This window comes from Arthrobacter sp. TB 23, from assembly GCF_000294595.1.
Taxonomy (GTDB): Bacteria; Actinomycetota; Actinomycetes; order Actinomycetales; family Micrococcaceae; genus Arthrobacter_D.
This window is the reverse complement of the sequence record NZ_ALPM01000044.1, coordinates 1-20,147: the sequence shown is the minus strand read 5'-3', so window position 1 is coordinate 20,147 and position 20,147 is coordinate 1. Positions and strand designations below refer to the sequence as shown.

Annotated in this window: 21 protein-coding genes and 1 riboswitch; of the genes, 13 read left to right on the top strand and 8 right to left on the bottom strand. The window is 60.6% G+C overall.

Annotated features, from left to right (window positions below; all coding sequences use genetic code 11):
• The first annotated feature begins 186 nt into the window (after nt 1–186).
• On the top strand, nt 187–2,877 hold the full coding sequence (locus tag B384_RS0106020; protein WP_019482237.1) for a cation-translocating P-type ATPase: 2,691 nt from the start codon (nt 187–189) through the stop codon (nt 2,875–2,877).
• Here the strand turns inward: B384_RS0106020 and B384_RS20000 are convergent.
• A complete protein-coding gene (locus tag B384_RS20000; protein WP_272942566.1) occupies nt 2,813–3,094 on the bottom strand; it encodes a DUF1538 family protein in 282 nt (93 codons plus the stop codon). The genes B384_RS0106020 and B384_RS20000 overlap by 65 nt on opposite strands.
• Before the next feature lie 216 nt (nt 3,095–3,310).
• Here B384_RS20000 and B384_RS21480 point away from each other — a divergent pair, with 216 nt between their 5' ends.
• Both B384_RS21480 and B384_RS21265 read left to right on the top strand, forming a co-directional pair.
• Nucleotides 3,311–3,535, top strand: coding sequence for a helix-turn-helix domain-containing protein (locus B384_RS21480; protein ID WP_083850846.1), 225 nt, complete (start codon nt 3,311–3,313; stop codon nt 3,533–3,535).
• An 80-nt stretch (nt 3,536–3,615) separates the two neighbouring features.
• Nucleotides 3,616–4,356: a GntR family transcriptional regulator gene (locus B384_RS21265; RefSeq protein ID WP_035766548.1), complete on the top strand. Its 741-nt coding sequence runs from the start codon at nt 3,616–3,618 to the stop codon at nt 4,354–4,356.
• Nucleotides 4,357–4,367: 11 nt separating this feature from the next.
• Here B384_RS21265 and B384_RS0106010 read toward each other — a convergent pair whose 3' ends face one another.
• From B384_RS0106010 to B384_RS0105990, 5 genes are all read right to left on the bottom strand, one after another.
• On the bottom strand, nt 4,368–4,865 hold the full coding sequence (locus B384_RS0106010; protein WP_019482235.1) for a hypothetical protein: 498 nt from the start codon (nt 4,863–4,865) through the stop codon (nt 4,368–4,370).
• Complete coding sequence (locus B384_RS0106005; protein ID WP_019482234.1) at nt 4,862–5,740, bottom strand: cytochrome c biogenesis CcdA family protein; 879 nt, start codon at nt 5,738–5,740, stop codon at nt 4,862–4,864. Before B384_RS0106005 ends, B384_RS0106010 begins: the two co-directional genes overlap by 4 nt.
• Entirely contained in the window at nt 5,740–6,480 is a 741-nt protein-coding gene (locus B384_RS0106000; RefSeq protein ID WP_019482233.1) for a DsbA family protein, read from the bottom strand. Before B384_RS0106000 ends, B384_RS0106005 begins: the two co-directional genes overlap by 1 nt.
• Nucleotides 6,481–6,639: 159 nt before the next feature.
• On the bottom strand, nt 6,640–7,539 hold the full coding sequence (locus tag B384_RS19605) for a LysM peptidoglycan-binding domain-containing protein (RefSeq protein WP_083850845.1): 900 nt from the start codon (nt 7,537–7,539) through the stop codon (nt 6,640–6,642).
• A gap of 2 nt (nt 7,540–7,541) precedes the next feature.
• Nucleotides 7,542–7,720: riboswitch (cyclic di-AMP (ydaO/yuaA leader) on the bottom strand.
• Between the two features lie 142 nt (nt 7,721–7,862).
• Complete coding sequence (locus tag B384_RS0105990) at nt 7,863–8,591, bottom strand: VIT1/CCC1 transporter family protein (protein WP_024475551.1); 729 nt, start codon at nt 8,589–8,591, stop codon at nt 7,863–7,865.
• Between the two features lie 256 nt (nt 8,592–8,847).
• Here B384_RS0105990 and B384_RS0105985 point away from each other — a divergent pair, with 256 nt between their 5' ends.
• Nucleotides 8,848–9,279: a universal stress protein gene (locus B384_RS0105985; RefSeq protein ID WP_019482230.1), complete on the top strand. Its 432-nt coding sequence runs from the start codon at nt 8,848–8,850 to the stop codon at nt 9,277–9,279.
• Nucleotides 9,280–9,451: 172 nt separating this feature from the next.
• Nucleotides 9,452–10,477, top strand: a complete 1,026-nt coding sequence (locus tag B384_RS0105980) for an isopenicillin N synthase family dioxygenase (protein ID WP_019482229.1) — start codon at nt 9,452–9,454, stop codon at nt 10,475–10,477.
• 58 nt (nt 10,478–10,535) lie between these two features.
• Here B384_RS0105980 and B384_RS0105975 read toward each other — a convergent pair whose 3' ends face one another.
• Complete coding sequence (locus tag B384_RS0105975) at nt 10,536–11,024, bottom strand: Lrp/AsnC family transcriptional regulator (RefSeq protein ID WP_019482228.1); 489 nt, start codon at nt 11,022–11,024, stop codon at nt 10,536–10,538.
• Between the two features lie 385 nt (nt 11,025–11,409).
• Between B384_RS0105975 and B384_RS17905 the strand changes: the two genes are divergently transcribed.
• Nucleotides 11,410–12,192 carry a serine hydrolase gene (locus B384_RS17905; RefSeq protein WP_019482227.1) on the top strand — a complete coding sequence of 261 codons (783 nt, stop codon included), beginning with the start codon at nt 11,410–11,412 and terminating at the stop codon, nt 12,190–12,192.
• Between the two features lie 94 nt (nt 12,193–12,286).
• Here the strand turns inward: B384_RS17905 and B384_RS0105965 are convergent, their stop codons facing one another.
• On the bottom strand, nt 12,287–12,544 hold the full coding sequence (locus tag B384_RS0105965; RefSeq protein ID WP_019482226.1) for a metal-sensitive transcriptional regulator: 258 nt from the start codon (nt 12,542–12,544) through the stop codon (nt 12,287–12,289).
• Between the two features lie 121 nt (nt 12,545–12,665).
• On the opposite strand from B384_RS0105965, the gene B384_RS0105960 reads away from it, so the two are divergent.
• The 7 genes from B384_RS0105960 to B384_RS0105930 form a co-directional block, all read left to right on the top strand.
• A complete protein-coding gene (locus B384_RS0105960) occupies nt 12,666–13,286 on the top strand; it encodes a rhodanese-like domain-containing protein (RefSeq protein WP_019482225.1) in 621 nt (206 codons plus the stop codon).
• Nucleotides 13,283–14,185, top strand: a complete 903-nt coding sequence (locus B384_RS0105955) for a sulfite exporter TauE/SafE family protein (protein ID WP_019482224.1) — start codon at nt 13,283–13,285, stop codon at nt 14,183–14,185. Before B384_RS0105960 ends, B384_RS0105955 begins: the two co-directional genes overlap by 4 nt.
• 108 nt (nt 14,186–14,293) lie before the next feature.
• The gene (locus tag B384_RS0105950) at nt 14,294–14,590 is read left to right on the top strand and encodes a rhodanese-like domain-containing protein (protein ID WP_019482223.1); all 297 of its coding nucleotides are present in this window, start codon (nt 14,294–14,296) and stop codon (nt 14,588–14,590) included.
• Between the two features lie 131 nt (nt 14,591–14,721).
• Entirely contained in the window at nt 14,722–16,128 is a 1,407-nt protein-coding gene (locus tag B384_RS0105945; RefSeq protein ID WP_019482222.1) for an MBL fold metallo-hydrolase, read from the top strand.
• A gap of 182 nt (nt 16,129–16,310) precedes the next feature.
• Entirely contained in the window at nt 16,311–17,516 is a 1,206-nt protein-coding gene (locus B384_RS0105940) for an MFS transporter (protein ID WP_019482221.1), read from the top strand.
• 270 nt (nt 17,517–17,786) lie between these two features.
• Nucleotides 17,787–19,757: a heavy metal translocating P-type ATPase gene (locus B384_RS17900; protein WP_019482220.1), complete on the top strand. Its 1,971-nt coding sequence runs from the start codon at nt 17,787–17,789 to the stop codon at nt 19,755–19,757.
• 82 nt (nt 19,758–19,839) lie between these two features.
• Nucleotides 19,840–20,147 (top strand): DUF305 domain-containing protein (locus tag B384_RS0105930; protein WP_019482219.1); only part of this gene is annotated, 308 nt, incomplete at its 3' end.

Genomic DNA, 20,147 nt, shown 5'->3' with positions numbered 1-20,147 from the left:
TCCTTGACTGGTTGAGGGTCTCCTCCTTTGATCATGCCCTGGCTGAATTCGGCAGGTAGAGCCTAAGGACCCCTTCTGGAAGGCCTCTACGGCGCACAGGCGCTCCCGCTGTCCTGTTGCAGACAGCTGCGGTACTCGGTCCGAAGGTCCCTTGTCGGATAGCCAGTGTCCGAGAAGACTGAGCCCATGGCAGCCCAGCCCGCGGCCTCCGCGCCGAGCTCAGTCACGCCGCCCTCATGGCACGCGTTGAATCCTCCCGAGGTCTTTTCGGTTTTGTCATCGTGCCCGCAAGGGCTCAGCGGTTCCGAGGCTACCCGCCGACTGGCTGAACTGGGCCCGAACGAGCTGAGCTTCGCGAAGGTGAGCCCCTGGTGGCGGGTACTTTTTCGCCAGTTCATCAGCCCGCTGATTGGTATTCTGCTGGTGGCGGCTGTGGTGACCCTGGTTCAGCAGCACTGGGTGGACGCAGGCGCGATCTTCCTCATCCTGTGTATCAATGCGGCCCTGGGCTTTTTTCAGGAACGCAAGGCGGAGGAGGCCGTGCGTGCACTCCAATCGTTGGCCAGCCCGACGTGCCGGGTACTGCGGGACGGCACAGAACAGGTAATCCCGGGGCGAGACGTCGTCCGCGGGGACGTGGTGCTGCTGGAGAGCGGCGAACGGGTATCCGCTGACCTGCGGCTTTTCGAAGCCAACGGACTGCAGGTGGATGAGTCGATGCTGACGGGGGAGTCCTTCGCCGCGTCCAAGCATACCGCTGCCTTGCCAGCAGACATCAGCGACGCCGACAAAACGAACGTGGCATTTAGTGGCACATTTGTTGGGAATGGCAGAGGCAAAGGCGTCGTGATTGCGACCGGGGCCAGCACTGCCCTGGGAGAGATCAACGCCCTCGTCCAGGGCCCAACCGGGAAATCACCGCTACAGCTGCTCACCCACAGCCTGGAGCGGCGGATCGGCCTGATCGTCCTGGCCGCAATTGTCTTCATCTTCATCGCCGGGCTGGTGCTAGGCAACGACGTCTCTACGATGTTCCGCACCGCTGTCGGACTGGCGGTTGCCAGCATTCCCGAGTCGCTGCCGATCGTCCTGACGGTGGCGCTGAGCCTGGGGGTGTCACGGATGGCCCGGCGGAATGCGATTGTGCGCACTCTACCTGCCGTTGAGACGTTAGGGTCCACCAATGTCATTGGTTCGGACAAGACGGGGACGCTCACCGAGAACCGGCTGACCGTGGAGAGGATCTGGACGAGTGACGGGACCGTGGATGTTTCCGCTGGGGACGACGACGGCGGATCAACGGACTCGCCCCTGGTGCGTGCCGTCCTGCGCGCCGGTGCACTGACCAATGAGGCGACACTCTCCGCCGAAGACGATGACCTTGAATATTCAGGCGACGCGGTCGACGCGGCAATGGCCCTGACCGCCGTCGTCCGCGCCGCGATCAGTGAAGCGGAGCGCACAGCCGAACCGGCTGCCCATCAACCCTATGAACCTCACCTGCGCTATTCGCAGACCGTTCAGCAGGATGCCGCCGGGCGCCGGACACTGTACGTGAAGGGATCTCCGGAGGCAGTACTGGCTGGGGCAGTTGTTCTGGCGGTCCCCGGCGGAACCGTTCCTCTGGACGAGGCGCAGATCCACGCGGCCAACGAGGCGATGGGCAGGGACGGGCTGCGTGTCATTGCCACTGGGTCCAGAATTCTCGCCGATAGAGAGGAACTGCCTTCACCTCTGCCGCCGCCCTCCGGTCTGACGTTTCTGGGGATGGAAGGAATGACTGATCCTCCGCGGGCCGGAGTAGCCGACGCCATTGTGAAATGCAGACGGGCCGGGATCAAAGTCATGATGATCACCGGGGACCATCCCGTGACAGCGACGGCCATCGCCGGCCGGCTGGGCCTCTCGACGGACAAACCCGCACTCACTGGCGCGGAAATGGCGGACCTGGATGATCAGATGCTCGGCGCCCGGATACTACAGACGTCCGTTGCGGCACGGGTGTCCCCGGTGGAGAAGCTACGGATCGTGCGCGCGCTGCAGGCCAACGGCAAAGTCGTCGCTGTCACCGGCGACGGCGTCAACGACGCCCCGGCCCTCAAGGCGGCTGCGATCGGCGTCGCGATGGGTAAGTCCGGAACCGACGTCGCCCGCGAATCCTCCGATGTCGTACTGACCGACGACAACTTTGTCACCATCGTGCACGCCGTAGAAGAGGGGCGGGTCACGTTCTCCGCGGTCCGGAAGACCACTTTCTTCCTGCTCTCCACTGGTACGGCCGCCCTGGTTGCCGTGACCTTGAGCGTTTTCGCCGAGGTGCCCCTGCTGTTCCTGCCGGTCCAGATGCTGTGGATGAACGTGGTGACCAATGGCGCCCAGGACATCGCCCTGACCTTCGAACCGGCTGAAGGTGATGAGCTCACCCGCCCGCCCCGCGCGCCGTCCGAGGGCATCCTTTCGCGCACCCTGTGGTTCCGGGCTGGGATCACCGGCTGCTGGATGGCGCTGGCCGTGACCCTGACTTTCATTGTGGCTCTCCACAACGGGTACACGGAAACCCATGCCCGGACCTTCGCGCTGACGATGTTCGTGGTGCTTACCTTCTTTCAGGTCCACAGTTCGCGGGCAGAAAACAAGTCCTTATTCCAGCTCCGGCTGCTAGCCAACAAACCTCTGCTCTTCACCTCCCTGGCGGCCCAGACACTGCACTGGGCCGTGCAAACCTGGCCGGTCTCCGCGGACTTACTCGGGCTCACGCCCCTGCGTCCGTGGGAATGGCTCCTTTGCATCGGCATCGGCTCAACGGTGCTGATCATCGTGGAGGCCGAGAAGGGCGTCCGGCGCTGGGCGCACCGCCACGACACGCCACCGGCATGACTGGAACCCCGCCCCACGGCGAGGCGGCCCGCAACAATATCCGCTCCGCTCCGCGACAGAGGCAAAAACCTATAGCGAAATCAAACGGCAACAACAGGCCCGGCGCGCCGGGTCGGAGAAACTGATTGGCCGAATTCTTGCCCACTGGAAAGATGCTCCTATCCAGCCCATAGAGGAACATGACAACCCCAACAGATACGATGAATAACCCGGCCAACAAAACTCCGGTTTAATCAGCCACGGAACGGAAAACCAGAACCTGAAACACCTGGAGTTGGCGAAACTAGAAAGTCCAGGCACCCGGTCCCGGGCCGAGTGTGCTGCAGGCACCCGGGCAATCGCTGATCAGCTCGGATTGCATCCCCTGCTGGCGGAACTCGAGGACCTCAAGTCAGACTCTACGACGGGCCCACTAACACCTTGAGAGTTCGAGATGGTCAAGATTGTGGCCACTGGCATGACAAACGCCGAGATCGCCGAGCGTTTGTTTATCTCCGAGCGCACCGTTGAGAACCACGTGAGTCGGGCGATGCTGAAGGTCGGCGTTACCTCTCGCACAGCGCCAGGAGTGTGGCAAGGGGACCCAGCGAGACAATCCCTCACGGTTCCATTCCCAGGCCGTTCAAGCTGCGCCATTCGGCCAGTTGCTGGGGCGTAGCCTTGGTTCAGCTAATAGATGGGATGAATGGGGATGCGGGTGTGCGGATTGAATGAAGGGTTTCGGGAGGGATTACCGGCATGACGACAACTGATGGAACTAGAGCGGCAGGTCCGTTGTGGAAACGGGTGAGCGCCGATTTGTTGAGCGAGCTCCAACGTGGCACTTTCGATGCCCGGTTCCCGGGCGAGCTTGAGTTGGCGCAACGATACGGGGTCAGCCGCGGAACGATCAGGGCAGCGTTGAGGCCCTTGCGGGATGCGGGGCACGTTAACGCGCATCCCGGGCGAATGTCGCGGGTCCAGGCGGGAGGAAATACAGCCTTCGGCCCGTTATACAGCCTGCTGGCGTCCGTGCGAGACTCTGGGATGGAACACCGAAGCGTTGTGCTTCAACAGGAAATCACACAGAGTCCTGCCACGGCGACCCTGCTCTCCTTGGAGCAGGACGCCGAATTCTTCCATCTCACTCGGGTGCGCTTTGCCGACGAGGAGCCAATTGCGCTGGACGAAGTGTGGATGCCTGCAGACATTGCGGGAGGTTTAGTGGATTCAGATTTCACCAGAAACTCCTTGTATGGGGAGCTCGAAAAGCATTGCGGAATGGTCCTCAACGGCGGAACTGAGCAACTCTCGGCTGTCCTGGCCGCTCCGGAGCACTCGAGGCTTCTGCAATGTGCCGACGGTTCGCCACTTCTACTGATCGAGCGAACTGGGTGTCATCGGGCGCAATACGTCGAGTTCCGACGGACCTATGTTGTGGGTGACCGGGTGGAGATTGCGACCACCTTCGGGTGTAAAGCGGATCCGCCGACGTCCTGAACAAACGGCCGTTACACCGACTTCGCTGGGACTGGGCAACGATCCTCGTACGTGGCGCGCCGGTAGAAGGCCCAGGAGAGTAGGCCGATAGCGAGAACCGCGAGGACGGGTTGAATGGGCTCGAAGTACTGCATCGCTCCCGAGGTTCCCAGAGCGAGCAAGACGATCTTGTTGCACACGGGGCAGCCGACGGCAAAAAAGGTGACGATCGCCCCCGCGATGCCCGAACGGGACCGCGGAGATTCCTCAATCCGATCCTGGGCGATATAGGTACCGAGGACCAGGCCGCTTAGCGCCGACGAGATGATCAGTGCTGGCACCGACCACCAGGTGGGGGGAACTTCACGGCTAAATAATGGCGTGTCGATGAGATCGGTCGGAATGGCTACGAGCAGGAAGGTCGCCACCGCACCGAATAACACGGCGATCCACCGGCGTAAGGGCCACTGAAGAAGAGCGTTGAGCAGAGTGGGTCGCTGAGTCGTGGGGTTCTCGGTACGGGGAGTCATGGAGCTTCCTTTGACACTTGATCCGAAGACGCTTCTGGTGATGCGGGGTCATTCGGGGGTGCTGATGACCTGTGGCTGCGCCGGCGTAAGTAGATGGCGCCGGTTGCGGTGAGGAGCATGAGAATTAACAGCATGACAGCTACGTCGGGGATTGAGTCCGCGAAGGTACGTACCGCGTTCTCGAGGGCAAACTGGTCAGTAACGGAAAGGATCCCACCCAGACTCGCTGTTCCGTCTGTGGCGATGAGGAAGATTCCGATGCCGATCGAAAGGGAGCCAGAGATCACCATAATCCAGGTGTTGGACCACCGTCCGATGGTTACAGGGCGGGGACGAAGCCACCGACGTCCGGAAACACCGAGGCGGTCCCACAGCGCAGCGAGGAAGAACAGCGGGACTGCCATTCCCAGTGCATAGATGGCGAGCAGAATTCCGCCGTAGACGGCGTTGCTGCCAGCTGCGGCGACGGTAAGAATTGACCCAAGGATGGGTCCGGTGCAGGCTCCTGCGACCCCGTACGCCAATCCGAGGACGAAGACGGAACCGCCGGAACCGACAGTCGCGGACCGGGTGCGGATGAATGCCGGTAGGCGGACACCGAGGATCTGAATGAGACCCAAAACGATCATGAGGGTGGCTGCGAGCCCGATGAGAATGTGTCGGTCAGTGGTGACGAGGGACCCCAGGGTGCCAGCGAAGACCCCCAGGGGTACGAGGATGCACAACAATCCTGCGTAGAAGAGCATGGTCCGGCCGACCAGTTGCCGTTTTGTGCTGAAGGCATACGCGAAGAATGCTGGCAGCAACAATGCTGAGCACGGACTGAGGAGGGTGAGGAGACCACCGAGGAACGCCCCGCTGTATCCGATTAGCATTACTGGGGACTGGTTTCTGCCAGCACAGTCTCAATGGCTTGTTCAAATACTTCTACTGGTTGGGCGCCCGAGATGGGGATGTCGTTCACCAGAAACAAGGGTGTTCCGGTAGCTCCCAGGGCTGCGGCTTCCTCAGCGTCGGTTTGAACAGCCTGATTGAGCTCCTCCGAGTCCAGATCCGCTGTGAACGCCGTGATGTCGGCTACCCCAACTTCTTCTGCGATGCGGATCAGCTCCTCGCGCGGGAGGCTGATGTGTCCGCGGTCGGGGGCCGCAGCGAAGACGGCCTTATTGAACTCCCAGAACCTATCCTGTTCCCCTGCTGCCCGGCCGGCAACTGCAGCATCAAGAGACTCAGTTCCGAAAACAGGTAAATCTCGCCACTCAATCCTTAGTTCTCCGCTAGCAACATACTGCTCAACCAACGCCGGCAATGTCTCGCGCGAGAAAACCCCGCAGAACGGGCATCTGTAATCGGCGTATTCGACCAGAACAACGGGGGCGTCGACCTCACCCATTGCTAACGGGTCGTCGGCGATGCGCCGGGATAAATCGAACTTTTCTTCCTCCCGGCCGCCGGATTCCTCTGCGACGTCTGTTCCTGATCCATCTGAAACGGGGGAGGAGGCTCGCTGGGAAGCGATCAAACCAATAATCAGGATGAGCGCGGCGACAAGCAGGGCAGCGATGAGGGTGGCCGATCGAACACCCGCGGTTCGTTGATCAGATTCTTGTGGCATTCATTACTCCTGGCGTCGTGCGCCCCTGGGGAGGCACAAGGGGAGGAAAAGGGGGATTCACCCGGACACCAGATCCCTGTTTGTCGGATCTGGTGTCCGGGCGCGTCCGAGAAACACCGCTGTCAGCGAGGTCTGAGACCCGCCAGCGGCGTTGGATAACTAGATGTTGACCCGGTAATAGACAGGACCGGAACCCACATTGACGGATTCCTCAACGGTCTGGTTACCGTTCCAGCCGCTGTGGATGGCTCGTCCGTCGCCGAGGTAGACGGCGTTGTGTGAAAAGCCCATCCCGCCGTCGGCGTAGTAGACGAAGTCGCCGGGCTGGGGATCTGATACCGGAGTAGCGAAGGCCATCAAGGACTCAGGGGACTCGTCTCCCACCCCCATCGCCCCGGCGGCTCGCAATGCCCCTTCGCCCAGGACGGTGCAGTCCTGAATAGCGCCCAACTGCGTGTTGGCGAAGGCAAGAATACGGCTGTTGGCAGTACCGCTCTGGGGAGCGTCCGAGGAATCCCAGATATTTCCTGACTCGCTGCTCACCCGGTTACTCAGGGGACTGATCGATGCACTTTGTGTACTCACGCTAAAGTTCGAAACCGCTGATGACGAGGCTGCGGAGCCAGAGTCAACCGGTGCAGCAGTCACGGCATTCGACTCCTCGGACAGCACGATGGTGTTTCCCGGGTAGATGATTGACGCGACGGTGAGCTGGTTTAGGCTCAGCAGCTTGTGCAACGCCACACCTGTCTGAACGCTGATAGCGCCCAGCGAATCACCTGACTTCACGGTGTACGCAGTGCCTTGATCGGTGGGGCTCGCCTCCACTTCGACTGGTGAAGCAGCCGATGAGAACGATGAAACGGTGTGATCCTGCGCCGGGTGGGCGATCGCCGAAGCGTGGGCGGGGCTTGCTCCCGCCGCAAGCATTCCTGAAGCAACCACAAGCGCGGCGATCTTGGGTCCCCCCTGAGGCAGGACGGCTTGCCTGCTGAGGAGAAGAATCGAACGGCTTTTCGTATCGGCGCGATGTCGGGCGCGCACAGCATTTGATGACATGGATAATCTCTCCCTATACCTACGAGGTGAGCTGTCGGATTCGGATGGGAGACACCCGGCCGCACGAGGACAAACGCCCCGCCCGGCTTCACCCCAAGGGTTCCTAAAGAACCCACCTGTGGTTTCCCCGCCCCAGCCTTCCTATCTAAAGGACCAAGGCCTTTGGCTGGGTTCGGTAAAAGGCCTCGATAAGCCCCACCTTCAGTGGGGCACTGGATTAAACCTACTCGGAAAAACTAAATGTACAAACATTTACACTGACGGCGCCTCCCTGGTTGGCAACCTCAATGAAGAGAGAGCGATTCCCAGGCATCAGTGGAGCGTCAGACCACTCCCGTGGTGCCCAGGAGTGACCCGATAAGGAAGGTGGCTGCCAATGCCAGCGCGCCGCCAAGAACGATCCTTACGGTTGGGCGCGTCGCCGGGTTGCCGCCAATCCGTGCGCTTCCGTAGCCGGTTACGGCGAGGGCAATCAGGACTGCGACGAAGGTCGCGAGGACACGAGTTTCCTCTGGAAACAGAAGAATCGTCAGCAGGGGCAGGATCGCGCCAAGGGTGAAGGCCAGCGCAGATGCGGCCGCAGCAGCTAGCGGGCTCGCCACGGCGTCCTCGCGCAATCCGAGTTCAGCTTCGAGATGGGCCCCCAGGGCATCGTGTTTGGTGAGTTCCACTGCCACCTGATGGGCTGTGTCCCGGCTAAGCCCCTTCGATTCGTAGATCCCGGCCAGCTCCGCAAGTTCCGCTTCAGGCTCGGTTTCAAGCTCAAGGCGTTCCTTGGCGATGAGGGCCTGCTGGCTGTCTTTCTGACTACTCACGGACACATACTCTCCGAGGGCCATGGATATCGCACCGCCGACAAGACCGGCAATGCCAGCGGCAAGAATCACGGGGGTTGCCGTTGTCGCTCCCGCAACTCCGACGACGAGGGCAGCGACCGAGACAATCCCATCATTGGCTCCAAGCACACCCGCTCGAAGCCAATTGAGCCTGCCATGGATGGTGTTGTCATGGGGTTCGTCACTATGCGTGCCTGGTACGGGAGAACTAGTCATGCCCGTAATCTAGGCCTCCACGAGCCAGTACACCAGTAAGGATCGACTCTCCTGTCGGGATTCCGATTCGGGTGACCTCGACCGAATTCGCTGTGATCCACTGCGGCGCTGAAAGGGGCTTGCAATAGTCACCGCGCCGGCCGTTTTGTTCCGGGCGTCGGCGAAGAGGCATGGGATTCTTTGACCGAGTAAGGTAAGCGAACCAAGTAGGCACCACATACCGCAATTGCGGTTCGAAGTTCGAGGAGGAAACGTCATGACCGGAAGTGTGATTGTTGGTGTGGATGGAAGCGAGACCGCGTACAAGGCAGCCTCGCGCGCCGCGACTCTTGCCGAAGGCCTCGATGCAGAACTTGTGGTGGTCAGCGCGCACATTACGGGTAACACGGAAGTTGTCCATATCGGCAACGACACTTGGATACTGGATGATGCTGAGCAGGCTCTCAAGTTGGCCGAGCAGGTTGCAGTGAAACTGCGCGAACAACACCCTTCCGTGAAGGTGCGCCCCGCTGCGGGGCGGGGCAAGCCGCAGGATGTCCTCATCGAGGAAGCCGAGCGTGTCGGTGCCCAATTGCTGGTGGTAGGTAACGTGGGAATGAAGGGGCTTCGACGGGTTCTGGGAAGCGTTGCGTGGAGTGTCGTACATAACGCACCCTGTGACGTGCTCGTCGTGAAGACCGCCTCCTGATTTCACTGCAGCTCCCAAGCTGCGGCCTGGGCTGAAACGAGGACTGCGCACGGCCACAAAGTCAGATCGACATACTTCGCAACGGGATCGTTCGTCTCTTCGGCTTGAGTCGTAACATTGAAGCGGATACGGACTTCGGTTTCCGAAACGCGTTGTAAAGGACTATAAGAACTTGTCACTCGAATCACTGCCCGTCCTGGATTACTCTCAGCTGAACGCAGGGCCCGAGGAGGCATCGGACTTCCGGGACGATCTGCGCAATGCGATGCACGAGGTCGGATTCCTGTACCTGGCAGGTCATGGCATCCCGCAGGAGCTCACTGACGCCATGCTCGCTACCTCCAGGCGCTTCTTCGACTTGTCGGAGGAGCAAAAACTGGAGCTGGAGAACGTTCATAGCCCCCAGTTTCGTGGCTACACCAGGATGGGCGCCGAATTGACTGATCGGGCGGTGGACTGGCGAGAGCAGATCGACATTGGCGTCGAGCGCAACGCTGTGGAACCGGCGGCAGGGGTCGCTGACTACTGGCGGTTGGAAGGCCCCAATTTGTGGCCGGCTGAATTGCCCGAGATGCGGAAGATCGTCTCTGAGTGGACTCAGCGACTGAGTGCCATTTCCCTCGACCTTTTACGGGCGCTTGCCGTGTCTCTCGGTGCACCGGAGGACAGTTTCGATGAAGCCTTTGGTTCAAGCGCCTTCCCGATGCTGAAAATCGTGCGTTACCCGGGGGAGTCCGGCAACGAGCCGAAACAAGGCGTCGGGTCGCACCGCGACGGCGGAGTGCTCACGCTGCTCCTGGTGGAACCGGGAAAGGGCGGACTCCAGGTCGAATACCAAGGAGAGTGGATCGACGTACCTCAGGTCCCTGGAACGTTCGTGGTCAACATCGGTGAAATGCTCGAATTGGCGACAAACGGCTACCTCAAAGCGACACTGCACCGTGTCATCTCACCTGGTACCGGAACCGACAGGATTTCCCTGCCCTTCTTCTACAATCCGGCGCTGGATGCCACCATGCCCGCACTGCGCATGAGCCCGCAGTTTCACGCCAAGGCCCAGGGGCTGTCGGTGGACCCGACCAACAGCCCAATCCTTGAAACCTATGGGGATAATGCTCTGCGCTATCGGTTGCGGGCCCACCCAAACGTTGCCGCGCTTCACCACGCCGACCTCCTGCAGCAGCAAGGGCAGCAATAGGGAACGTAGACAGTCACCAGGCATGAAGCGCAGCGGAACCGCTGTACCGATCCGTTGGTTAGCCACCCAGCGTCGCAAGCAGCGGACTCATCCGGTAGGGGATGGGCTGGCGAAGAAACATGCTGGTTCTGGTTCGCAGGATTCCGGGGCAGAGGCGAATCTCTTCTGACACTCGGTAGAGGTCGTCCGGGTCGCGAGCGACAACCCGGCAGAGAAGGTCCGTTTCTCCTGCGGGTGCAAGACATTCGACAATTTCTGGAATGGCGCGGAGCCCTTCAACGGCAACATCGATCCTGTGCTGGTCAAGCTCTGCGGCTACATGCGCTGATATGAACAGGCCGAGGGCCTCTGGCACGATGCGCACGCTGTTGTCCCTCAGGGCACCTTGTGACTCGTAGCGCTCCAGGCGCGCCTGGACCGTGCCGCGGGCCAACCCTGTGCGGTGCGCGATGGCCAGCACGGTCATTCGAGGGTCGGCGTCGAGTGCTTCGAGGACAGCGCGATCAATAGCATCCCTGATCGGACGTTGATCTTTGTTGATGGCCATGGTTCTCCTCAATAGGCGCGGTCAGGATGACCAAGGTTGACATCCGGATAACTAAAAGTCTAGTCAGATTGACTACCAAATACGCCGACTGTTGCACACAGGTATGACGATGTTGCTCAATGGAAGACAGAAAGGTCAGGAATGGAGATCCCCTTCCCAGGCTTTGCAAGCAGCTAGTGAGTACACCCCTCCAAGGTTGCGAAGTGTCGCTCCCATAAGGAGCGCACTCGGTCCGTCGCCCCACCCCTGCTGCGGACTCCATTGAGCTGGATTGCGGCCGACGACACCGCTGGAAGGGTTCATATCTACGGTTGACCTGCACACTGGTTCTTGTCCCTGCAGTGGTCTGTGGGACGCTCGTAACAGGCGAGGCACTGAATGCAAGGTGTTGCCGGAGGTCACAGAGACGCCAAATATCGGTTTGTTGAGATGCCGGCGCGTCGTACCGGCCACGACAAGATCGAACCACCTGGGAGGTCACCACGAAGAAGTTTGCGTTCCTGCCTGCACTTGTATTGTTGTTCGCCAGTGCGGGGTCGCGATAGCCGACACTTCCGGCGATAATGCACGACTTTTCGGGGAAGAGTCAGCGTTCTTTGCTGCCAGCACGGCAAAGATCATTACGGCTGCAGCCTTCTACCATTCAGTCGAAGACGGCGAAGCCAGTCTCGATGAAAACCTGGGCAAAGAAGACGCGGGCTTCCAGATCCAGGACATGGTCAACAACAGTGACAACAATGCCTGGTTGCTCCTGATGCAGTCTGTCGGTTATCCGGAACTGACTGACTATGCCGAGTCCCTTGGTGTTGCCTATGATCCCGAGGAAAATCTGCTTACCACCGCGGATATGGCGCGGGTGCTGACAATGCTTCATGAGGGAGAACTGCTGAACCGGGAGAATACAGCTCAGTTGCTGGGCTACATGCAGGAAACGAACAATGAAGAACTAATCCCTGCAGGAGCCAGTCCGGTGGTCACCGTGCATCATAAGTACGGACTGATAGGTTCAGATCTCCACGATGCTGCACTCCTGACCCATGGCGATTCCACTGTAGCCCTGGTGATCTACACCAAGAACACCGGTGACGGTAGTGAAGCCGATCAGATCCAGCTAATTCGTTCCCTGACCCGCGCGGCTGAGGATGCGCTCTTCGCTGCTGACTCATGAGTGCCTGTGACTCCAGAGGCGAAGGCAGCGGGACTCGCAACGCCTGAGGCGAAAGCATGTGCTGAAGCTTTCTCCCAAGGGAAGATCATCCCGGTTAGGCGAGGGAGAGGAAAAGCTTCTCGAGTTCTTTCCTGTCCATCGTGGCGTCCTCGCGAACGATGCACTGCTCGAGACCGCTGGCAATAATAGCGAAGCCAGCCCTATCGAGTGCCTTGGAAACGGCGGCCAGCTGCGTCACGATGTCCTTGCAGTCCTTGCTCTCCTCAAGCATGCGCGTAACAGCAGCGAGCTGACCCTGCGCACGTTTAAGTCTGTTGACGACCGGCGCTAGTTCAGTCGAATCAAGTTGCATGAGATCTCCAAGGGCTTAGATTGTGTACGATCCATCGTATACCCCCTGGGGTGTTTTGCATACCCATGGGGTATCTGCAATACTCGGTGGGGTATCCAGTACATCCTTTTGAGAGGCACACATGACTCCTGTTTCCACGTCCACTTCCATCACAGCACTTGATCCGGGGACTCTGCGTGAATGGGCGACAGAGCATCAGGACCTCGTCGTGATCGACGTCCGCTCCGCCGCCGAATTTGAGTCCATGCATATCCGCGGCTCCTACAACGTGCCGCTGCCGTTGCTGTCAGAGCACACCGATGAGCTTGCAGCCCGCCTGGCCTCACGCGTCGTGCTGGTCTGTCATTCCGGGATCCGCGCCGAACAGGCCCGCCAGCGGCTAGCAACCTCAGGTATTGACACCGCCTATGTACTGACGGGCGGTGTTCCAGGATTTGCTGCCGCCGGTGGAGATGTAGTCAAGGGTAAGGACCGCTGGGATCTAGAGCGCCAGGTCCGTCTCGCAGCAGGTTCCCTGGTGATGGTGGGCCTCACTGGAGGTAAATTCGTATCACCGAAAATCCGTTTGTTGGCCGGTGTCATTGGCACTGGTCTCACCTTCTCGGCCGCAACCAACACCTGTGCGATGGGTAAAGCCATCTCGACGATGCCGTGGAACAGGGCCGCTGTTGATCCCACACGCGAAAGTGCCATACTGACTCTTCCCGTTGCTAACGCCGGAGATGAGACCACAGCCTCATGACCACCACCCTGGTCCTGGTTCTGGCCCTCTCTGTGGTGATCGGGCTCTCCCTCGGCGTGCTGGGTGGCGGCGGATCGATCCTCACCGTCCCAATCCTGGTCTACGTCGCCGGGTTTGAGGCCAAGGAGGCTATCGCCGCTTCCCTTTTCGTCGTCGGCGTCACGTCAGCGGTCAGTGTCATCAGTCACGCGCGTGGGGGGAGGGTGATGTGGCGAACCGGCTTGATCTTTGGCGCGGCCGGAATGGTCGGTGCATTTGCCGGCGGTCTCCTGGGTGGGCAAATCCCGGGGCAGATCCTGCTCATTGCCTTTGCGCTCATGATGGTCGCCACCTCCGTGGCGATGCTTCGCGGACGTAAGAAAAAATCGACGGACAGCGGTGAGCCAGTCAAGCACGAACTTCCTATCGGCAGAGTGCTGCTGGATGGGGCTGTTGTGGGGCTTGTGACTGGACTAGTCGGCGCAGGCGGCGGATTCCTCGTCGTTCCAGCGTTGGCATTGCTCGGTGGCTTGCCGATGTCGATTGCCGTCGGTACCTCGCTCGTCGTCATCGCCATGAAGTCCTTCGCCGGACTCGCTGGGTATCTGACGACGGTGCAGATCGACTGGGGTATCACCCTGGCCGTGACCGCGGCGGCCGTCGTGGGCACCCTAATTGGCTCCAGACTGGCCGGGCGAATTCCCGAGGTGGCGCTGCGGAAGGCGTTTGGGTGGTTCGTTCTGGCAATGGGCACGTTTGTACTCATTCAGCAGGCACCCGCTGACCTGCGGTGGTTCTTCGTTGCTGGGGTTGCCGCACTCGCGGCAGTCGGCGTTGTGGCTTGCTGGTTCTTCCTCAAATCGTGTCCCCTTCGCAAGCCTGACGGGCCACGACGCGAGAAGGCCCCGTCGCCCGCCTGAATCACAGCCCACGCCAGGCGAGACCTGTGGGCCCACCCGCAATCCAATCGTTCGGCGGGCAAGACCTGACCGCTGCCACACCCTAATGAACTATTGAAGGAGAAAACCATGGCTGAAATCACCATCAACGAGGCCGACCAACGCCGTTCAGAGTCGATCATTCTCGATGTTCGGGAAGATTTTGAGTTAGCCGAGGGCATGATCCCCGGGGCGTTGCATATCCCGATGGGCGAGTTGCAGGCGCGACTGTCCGAACTGAATCCCTCGGTTCATGTGATCGCGGTGTGCCGGAGCGGCAACCGCTCCGCCCGGGTTGCCGACGCGCTGAACGGCGCAGGGTTTACCGCCGACACGATGGCCGGTGGAATGTCTGCCTGGACCAAGGCCGGTCTTCCGACTACCTAACCCATTCCGCCGGTGGCCGCCATGGGGGCGTGCCCCAGAGCGTGAAGCATAGAAGAATGTTGCCTTGCCATATACCCCTAGGGGTATTACAGTAGTAATAGATCAAGACCACGAACGAAGGAGATCAGCAGATGCTTATCGAGCGTATTTACGATGAAGACCTCGCACAGGCCAGCTACCTGATTGGCTGCCAGGCCAACGGCACCGCGGTAGTTGTCGACGGCCGCCGCGACATTGCCGTCTACCAGGATCTGGCCAAAAAGAACGGCATGGAGATCATCGCCGTCACTGAAACCCACATCCATGCCGACTACCTCTCAGGTACCCGCGAACTCGCCGCCGCCACTGGTGCAAAGATTTACGTCTCCGGTGAAGGTGGCCCCGACTGGCAGTACGAATTTGACGGCGAACGGCTCTACGACGGCGACAAAATTGTCATCGGCAACATCACCATCAAGGCCGTTCATACCCCTGGCCACACCCCGGAGCACCTGTCCTTCCTGGTGACCGACGGAGCTTTCAGCTCCGAACCCGGCTTCCTGCTGTCGGGGGACTTTGTATTCTCGGGAGATTTGGGGCGCCCCGATCTGCTGGATGAGGCAGCGGGCGGCGTTGATACCCGATTCGAGGGTGCCAAGCAGTTGTTCACCAGCCTGCGGGATAAGTTTCTGACCCTGCCCGACTATGTCCAGGTCCACCCTGCCCACGGTGCCGGCAGTGCCTGCGGTAAGGCCCTCGGGGCAATCCCGTCTTCCACTGTGGGATACGAGCGCCTGTACGCCTGGTGGGGACCGTATCTCGCGGCCAATGACGAACAGGGCTTCATCGACGAACTGCTTGATGGACAGCCCGATGCTCACGCCTATTTCGGTCGAATGAAGAGGGAGAATCGTGAAGGTCCAGTAGTCATGGGCCAGCGAGCACCCTTGACGGAGCTGAGCATCGCCGACGTCGCCGCAAAGCTAGCCGACGATCAGGTCACCTTCATCGACACCCGGTCACATACCGAGGTGCATGAGGGCACGGTTGCCCGCTCCCTGAACGTTCCTGCCGGCAAGTCAGTGGCAAGCTACGGAGCATGGGTGGTCAACCCGGAAACGGACAAGAATCCGCTGGTGCTTCTGGCCGCCGATCAAGAAATGGCGCAGGACATGTGGGATCACCTGGTCCGGGTAGGCATCGACAAGGTTGGCGGCTACGTCACCAGCATTGACGGGCTTCCCACGAACACCCCGAAGCTGATCCAGCCTGCGGAATTGGACGATTTCGACGCCGCCATGGTGCTGGATGTCCGCAACCGCACCGAACACACTGCCGGGCACATCCCCGGCTCGCACCAGCTCAGCGGTGGCCGTGCTATGTGGCACCTGGATGAACTGCCAGGTGAAGGAACCATTGTCACGTACTGCCAGTCCGGAGTGCGGAACTCCGTGGCGGCCAGCGGCCTTCGTCGCGCAGGGTACGACGTCGTCGAACTCGACGGAAGCTACGCGGGATGGGCCAGCTGGAAGCAGCAGGAAACTGTTTCCGCCAAGTAAACAGAGCCAGCTCAGTCCTTGAGCTGTGGCGGCGGCACGGTCAATCCGGTCGCCGCCACAGCATTTAACCTCGGCCATTGGTCCGTGACAGGAGAATATCCGTGAAACCCGGCAGAAACTCGTCGCCACCTAAACAGGGCGCTGCAATAGAGCTGGGATTGCGGCAGAATTTGGCGCAGTTCATGCTCCTCGTCGCAGTCAATGCCCTGGTGGGTGGCACTCTTGGCCAGGAGCGGACGGTGCTGCCCCTGCTGGCCGAGAAGGTCTTCCACCTCGAGCTCTACACCTCCGCGCTGACCTATATTCTCGCGTTCGGTCTCGCGAAGGCTGCAACCAACTATTTTGCCGGCACTCTCGCAGACCGCTACGGGCGCAAACCCGTCCTCATTTCCGGCTGGCTGATCGCGTTGCCGGTCCCACTCCTGCTGATCTTCGGGCCGTCCTGGGGGTGGATTGTGGCAGCCAACGTCGTCCTCGGCATCAGCCAGGGCCTAACCTGGTCAATCACCGTCATGATGAAAATGGACCTTGTGGGTCCCGAACGCCGAGGACTGGCGATGGGCCTGAACGAAGCGGCTGGCTACCTCGGCGTCGCGGGTGCAGCCCTGGCCACCGGCTACATAGCATCGACCTATGGGTTACGTCCCGGACCGTTCCTGCTGGGTGCCGTCTTCATTGCTCTTGGGCTCGGGCTATCCGCCCTGACCATCCGCGAAACCCATCACCACGCCAAAGCCGAAGCGGCTCGGCATGTCAGCGTCCATGCCGGCACCGAAGCAGGGCTGAGCAGCCGTGCCGTCTTCACCCTGACGAGTTTCCGGGACAAATCCCTGTCCTCAGTGAGCCAGGCCGGCATGGTGAATAACCTGAACGATGGTCTCGCCTGGGGGCTGTTTCCCATCCTTTTCGCCACAGCGGGTCTGGGTCTTGAACGTATCGGTATTCTGGCTGCCGTCTATCCAGCTGTCTGGGGTGCCGGGCAATTGATCACTGGCGGTTTGTCAGATCGAATCGGCCGCAAGCCCTTGATTGTTACAGGGATGCTGGTTCAAGCAGTCGCCTTGGTCATGGTCGCTGCTGGAACTGGCTTCGGAACCTGGCTTGCCGCCGTCATCCTGCTTGGTGCAGGCACCGCGATGGTCTACCCCACATTGCTGGCTGCGATAGGCGATGTCGCGCACCCCGAGTGGAGGGCCCGCTCGGTGGGGGTTTACCGGTTGTGGCGCGACGGCGGCTTCGCCGTCGGGGCCCTTCTCTCCGGCGTCATCGCGGACGCTTACGGTATTCCGGCTGCTGTGGCGGTCGTCGCGCTCGTCACCGCACTCTCGGGACTTGTCGTCGCGCTACGGATGCGGAACGGCGATCACAATGCCGCAGCTCAGCCTTGACCAATACCCCTAGGGGGTATAGTGTCAGGGTACCGAGCGGGAAGTCCGAGCCCCAAGAGGGCCGCTTACTCCTTGAAGGTCTTTTGATGCGGCTGTAGCCCGCGGAATGACTGCCGGGCGCTGCACCCGTTGACTTTTAAATGACACCATTGCGTTTGTTAGGGGACCATCATGTCCAGTACTCCAGCTGCAGATTCAGCTCCGAAGGTGAAAAAGAGCGAGGACCATGAGGTGCATTCTCATGGGGAGCATGCGGGGCATTCCACCGCAATGTTTAAGAACAAGTTCTGGTTGAGTTTGGTCTTGAGTGTTCCGGTGGTGTTGTTCAGCCATATGTTTTCCATGATCGTCGGCTACACGCCGCCGGATTTCCCCGGCGCGATGTGGATCTCACCGATTCTGGGTACCATCATCTTCTTCTATGGCGGTGCCCCGTTCCTCAAGGGTGGGATCACTGAACTAAGGACCCGGCAACCGGGGATGATGTTGCTGATTGCGATGGCCATCAGCGTCGCCTTCATCGCATCCTGGGTGACCACCCTGGGGATTGGAGATTTCAATCTGGACTTCTGGTGGGAGCTGGCCCTGCTGGTGGTGATCATGTTGTTGGGGCACTGGATGGAAATGCGTGCCCTCGGATCCGCAGCGGGGGCTTTGGATGCGTTGGCCGCGCTGCTGCCCGATGAGGCAGATAAAGTCACCGACACGGGAATCGAAACCGTCTCCGTGAGCTCGCTGGCCACCGGCGACGTCGTTTTGGTCCGGTCAGGCGCACGGGTACCCGCCGATGGCGAGATCGTTGACGGTGTGGCCGAGTTCGATGAGGCGATGATCACCGGCGAATCCCGCACCGTGCAACGCACGGTCGGGGAGGTGGTGGTCGCGGGAACTGTGGCAACCGATAACGCGGTCCGGGTGCGGGTGACCGCCGTCGGAGCCGACACCACTCTGGCCGGGATTCAGCGTCTGGTCGCTGAGGCGCAAGCCTCGTCGTCGAAAGCGCAGGCCCTCGCTGACAGGGCCGCTGCCTTGTTGTTTTACTTTGCCCTGGTCGCTGGCATCCTCACTTTCATCGCGTGGATCCTGCTGGGTAGCCCCGATGATGCGGTCATCCGCACGGTCACGGTTCTGGTTATTGCTTGCCCGCATGCGCTTGGTTTGGCGATTCCCCTGGTGATCGCGATTTCGACGGAGCGCGCGGCGAAGGCGGGTGTGTTGATCAAGAACAGGATGGCGTTGGAGCGCATGCGCACTGTCGACATAGTGCTGTTCGATAAGACCGGCACTCTCACCGAGGGCCGGCACGCCGTCACCGCCACCACCACGTCCGGAACGATGTCCGATGCGGAAATGTTGGCGTTGGCCGCGGCGGCAGAGTCCGACAGCGAACACCCGGTGGCACGCGCCATCGTCAACGCAGCTATGGACACGCCTGAAGCGGCGGTGTTCGGTTATCGGGGAAGCGACTTTTCGTCGATGACCGGCCGGGGTGTCCGAGCCACTGTCAACGGGACCGAGGTCATTGTTGGTGGCCCGAACATGCTCAGGGAACTGCAGTTGGAGACCCCGTCGGACATGAGAGATACCGTCCAGGAATGGATCGGCCGTGGCGCTTCTGTGTTGCATGTGGTCCGTGACGGCACCGTGCTTGGTGCCGTGCGACTCGAGGACCGGGTCCGGGATGAGTCCCGGGCCGCGGTGAAAGCGTTGCAGGACCGGGGCGTGAAGGTCGCGATGATTACCGGGGACGCACGCCAGGTGGCGGACGCGGTCGGGACTGAACTCGGTATCGACGAAGTCTTCGCCGACGTGCTCCCGCAGGATAAGGACTCCAAGGTCGCGGAGCTGCAGTCCCGTGGCCTGAAAGTGGCGATGGTCGGCGACGGCGTGAATGACGCCCCCGCACTGGCCCGGGCAGAGGTCGGGATTGCCATTGGTGCCGGGACCGACGTCGCGATGGAATCCGCTGGCGTGGTGCTGGCAGGCAACGATCCACGATCAGTCCTGGCGATGATCGATTTGTCCCGGGCCAGTTATCGGAAGATGATCCAGAACCTGGTCTGGGCGACGGGATACAACCTGATCGCCGTGCCCCTGGCCGCCGGCGTGTTGGCCTTCGCCGGTTTCGTGCTCTCGCCCGCGGCGGGAGCAGTGCTCATGAGTATTTCCACCATCGTGGTCGCATTGAACGCGCAACTACTGCGCAGGATCGACCTCAGCCCCGAACGCTTCACCACCTAAGGCTCTCACTCAGCGACGCACCTGCCCTTCGAGGGCACTACTACAGACTATTCATCAGATATTTCAAAAGGATCAGATCAGCATGAAGCGTTATCTCTCTTTGCCAGCATTAAGTATTGCCGCCGTTATTAGCGTCGCCGGGTGCAGCAGTGACACCAGCACCCCGGCTGCGGACTCGTCTGCCTCTGCTGAACAGAGCACTCCCACCGAATCCAGTGCTGTGGTGTCCGGCGAGCACAATCCCGCGGATGCCATGTTCGCCCAGATGATGATTCCTCACCACCAGCAGGCGGTGGAGATGAGCGAGATGATGCTTGCCAAAGACGACGTCAGCCCTGAGATTACCGATCTCGCCACCAGGATCAAGGCTGCGCAGGGTCCTGAGATCGA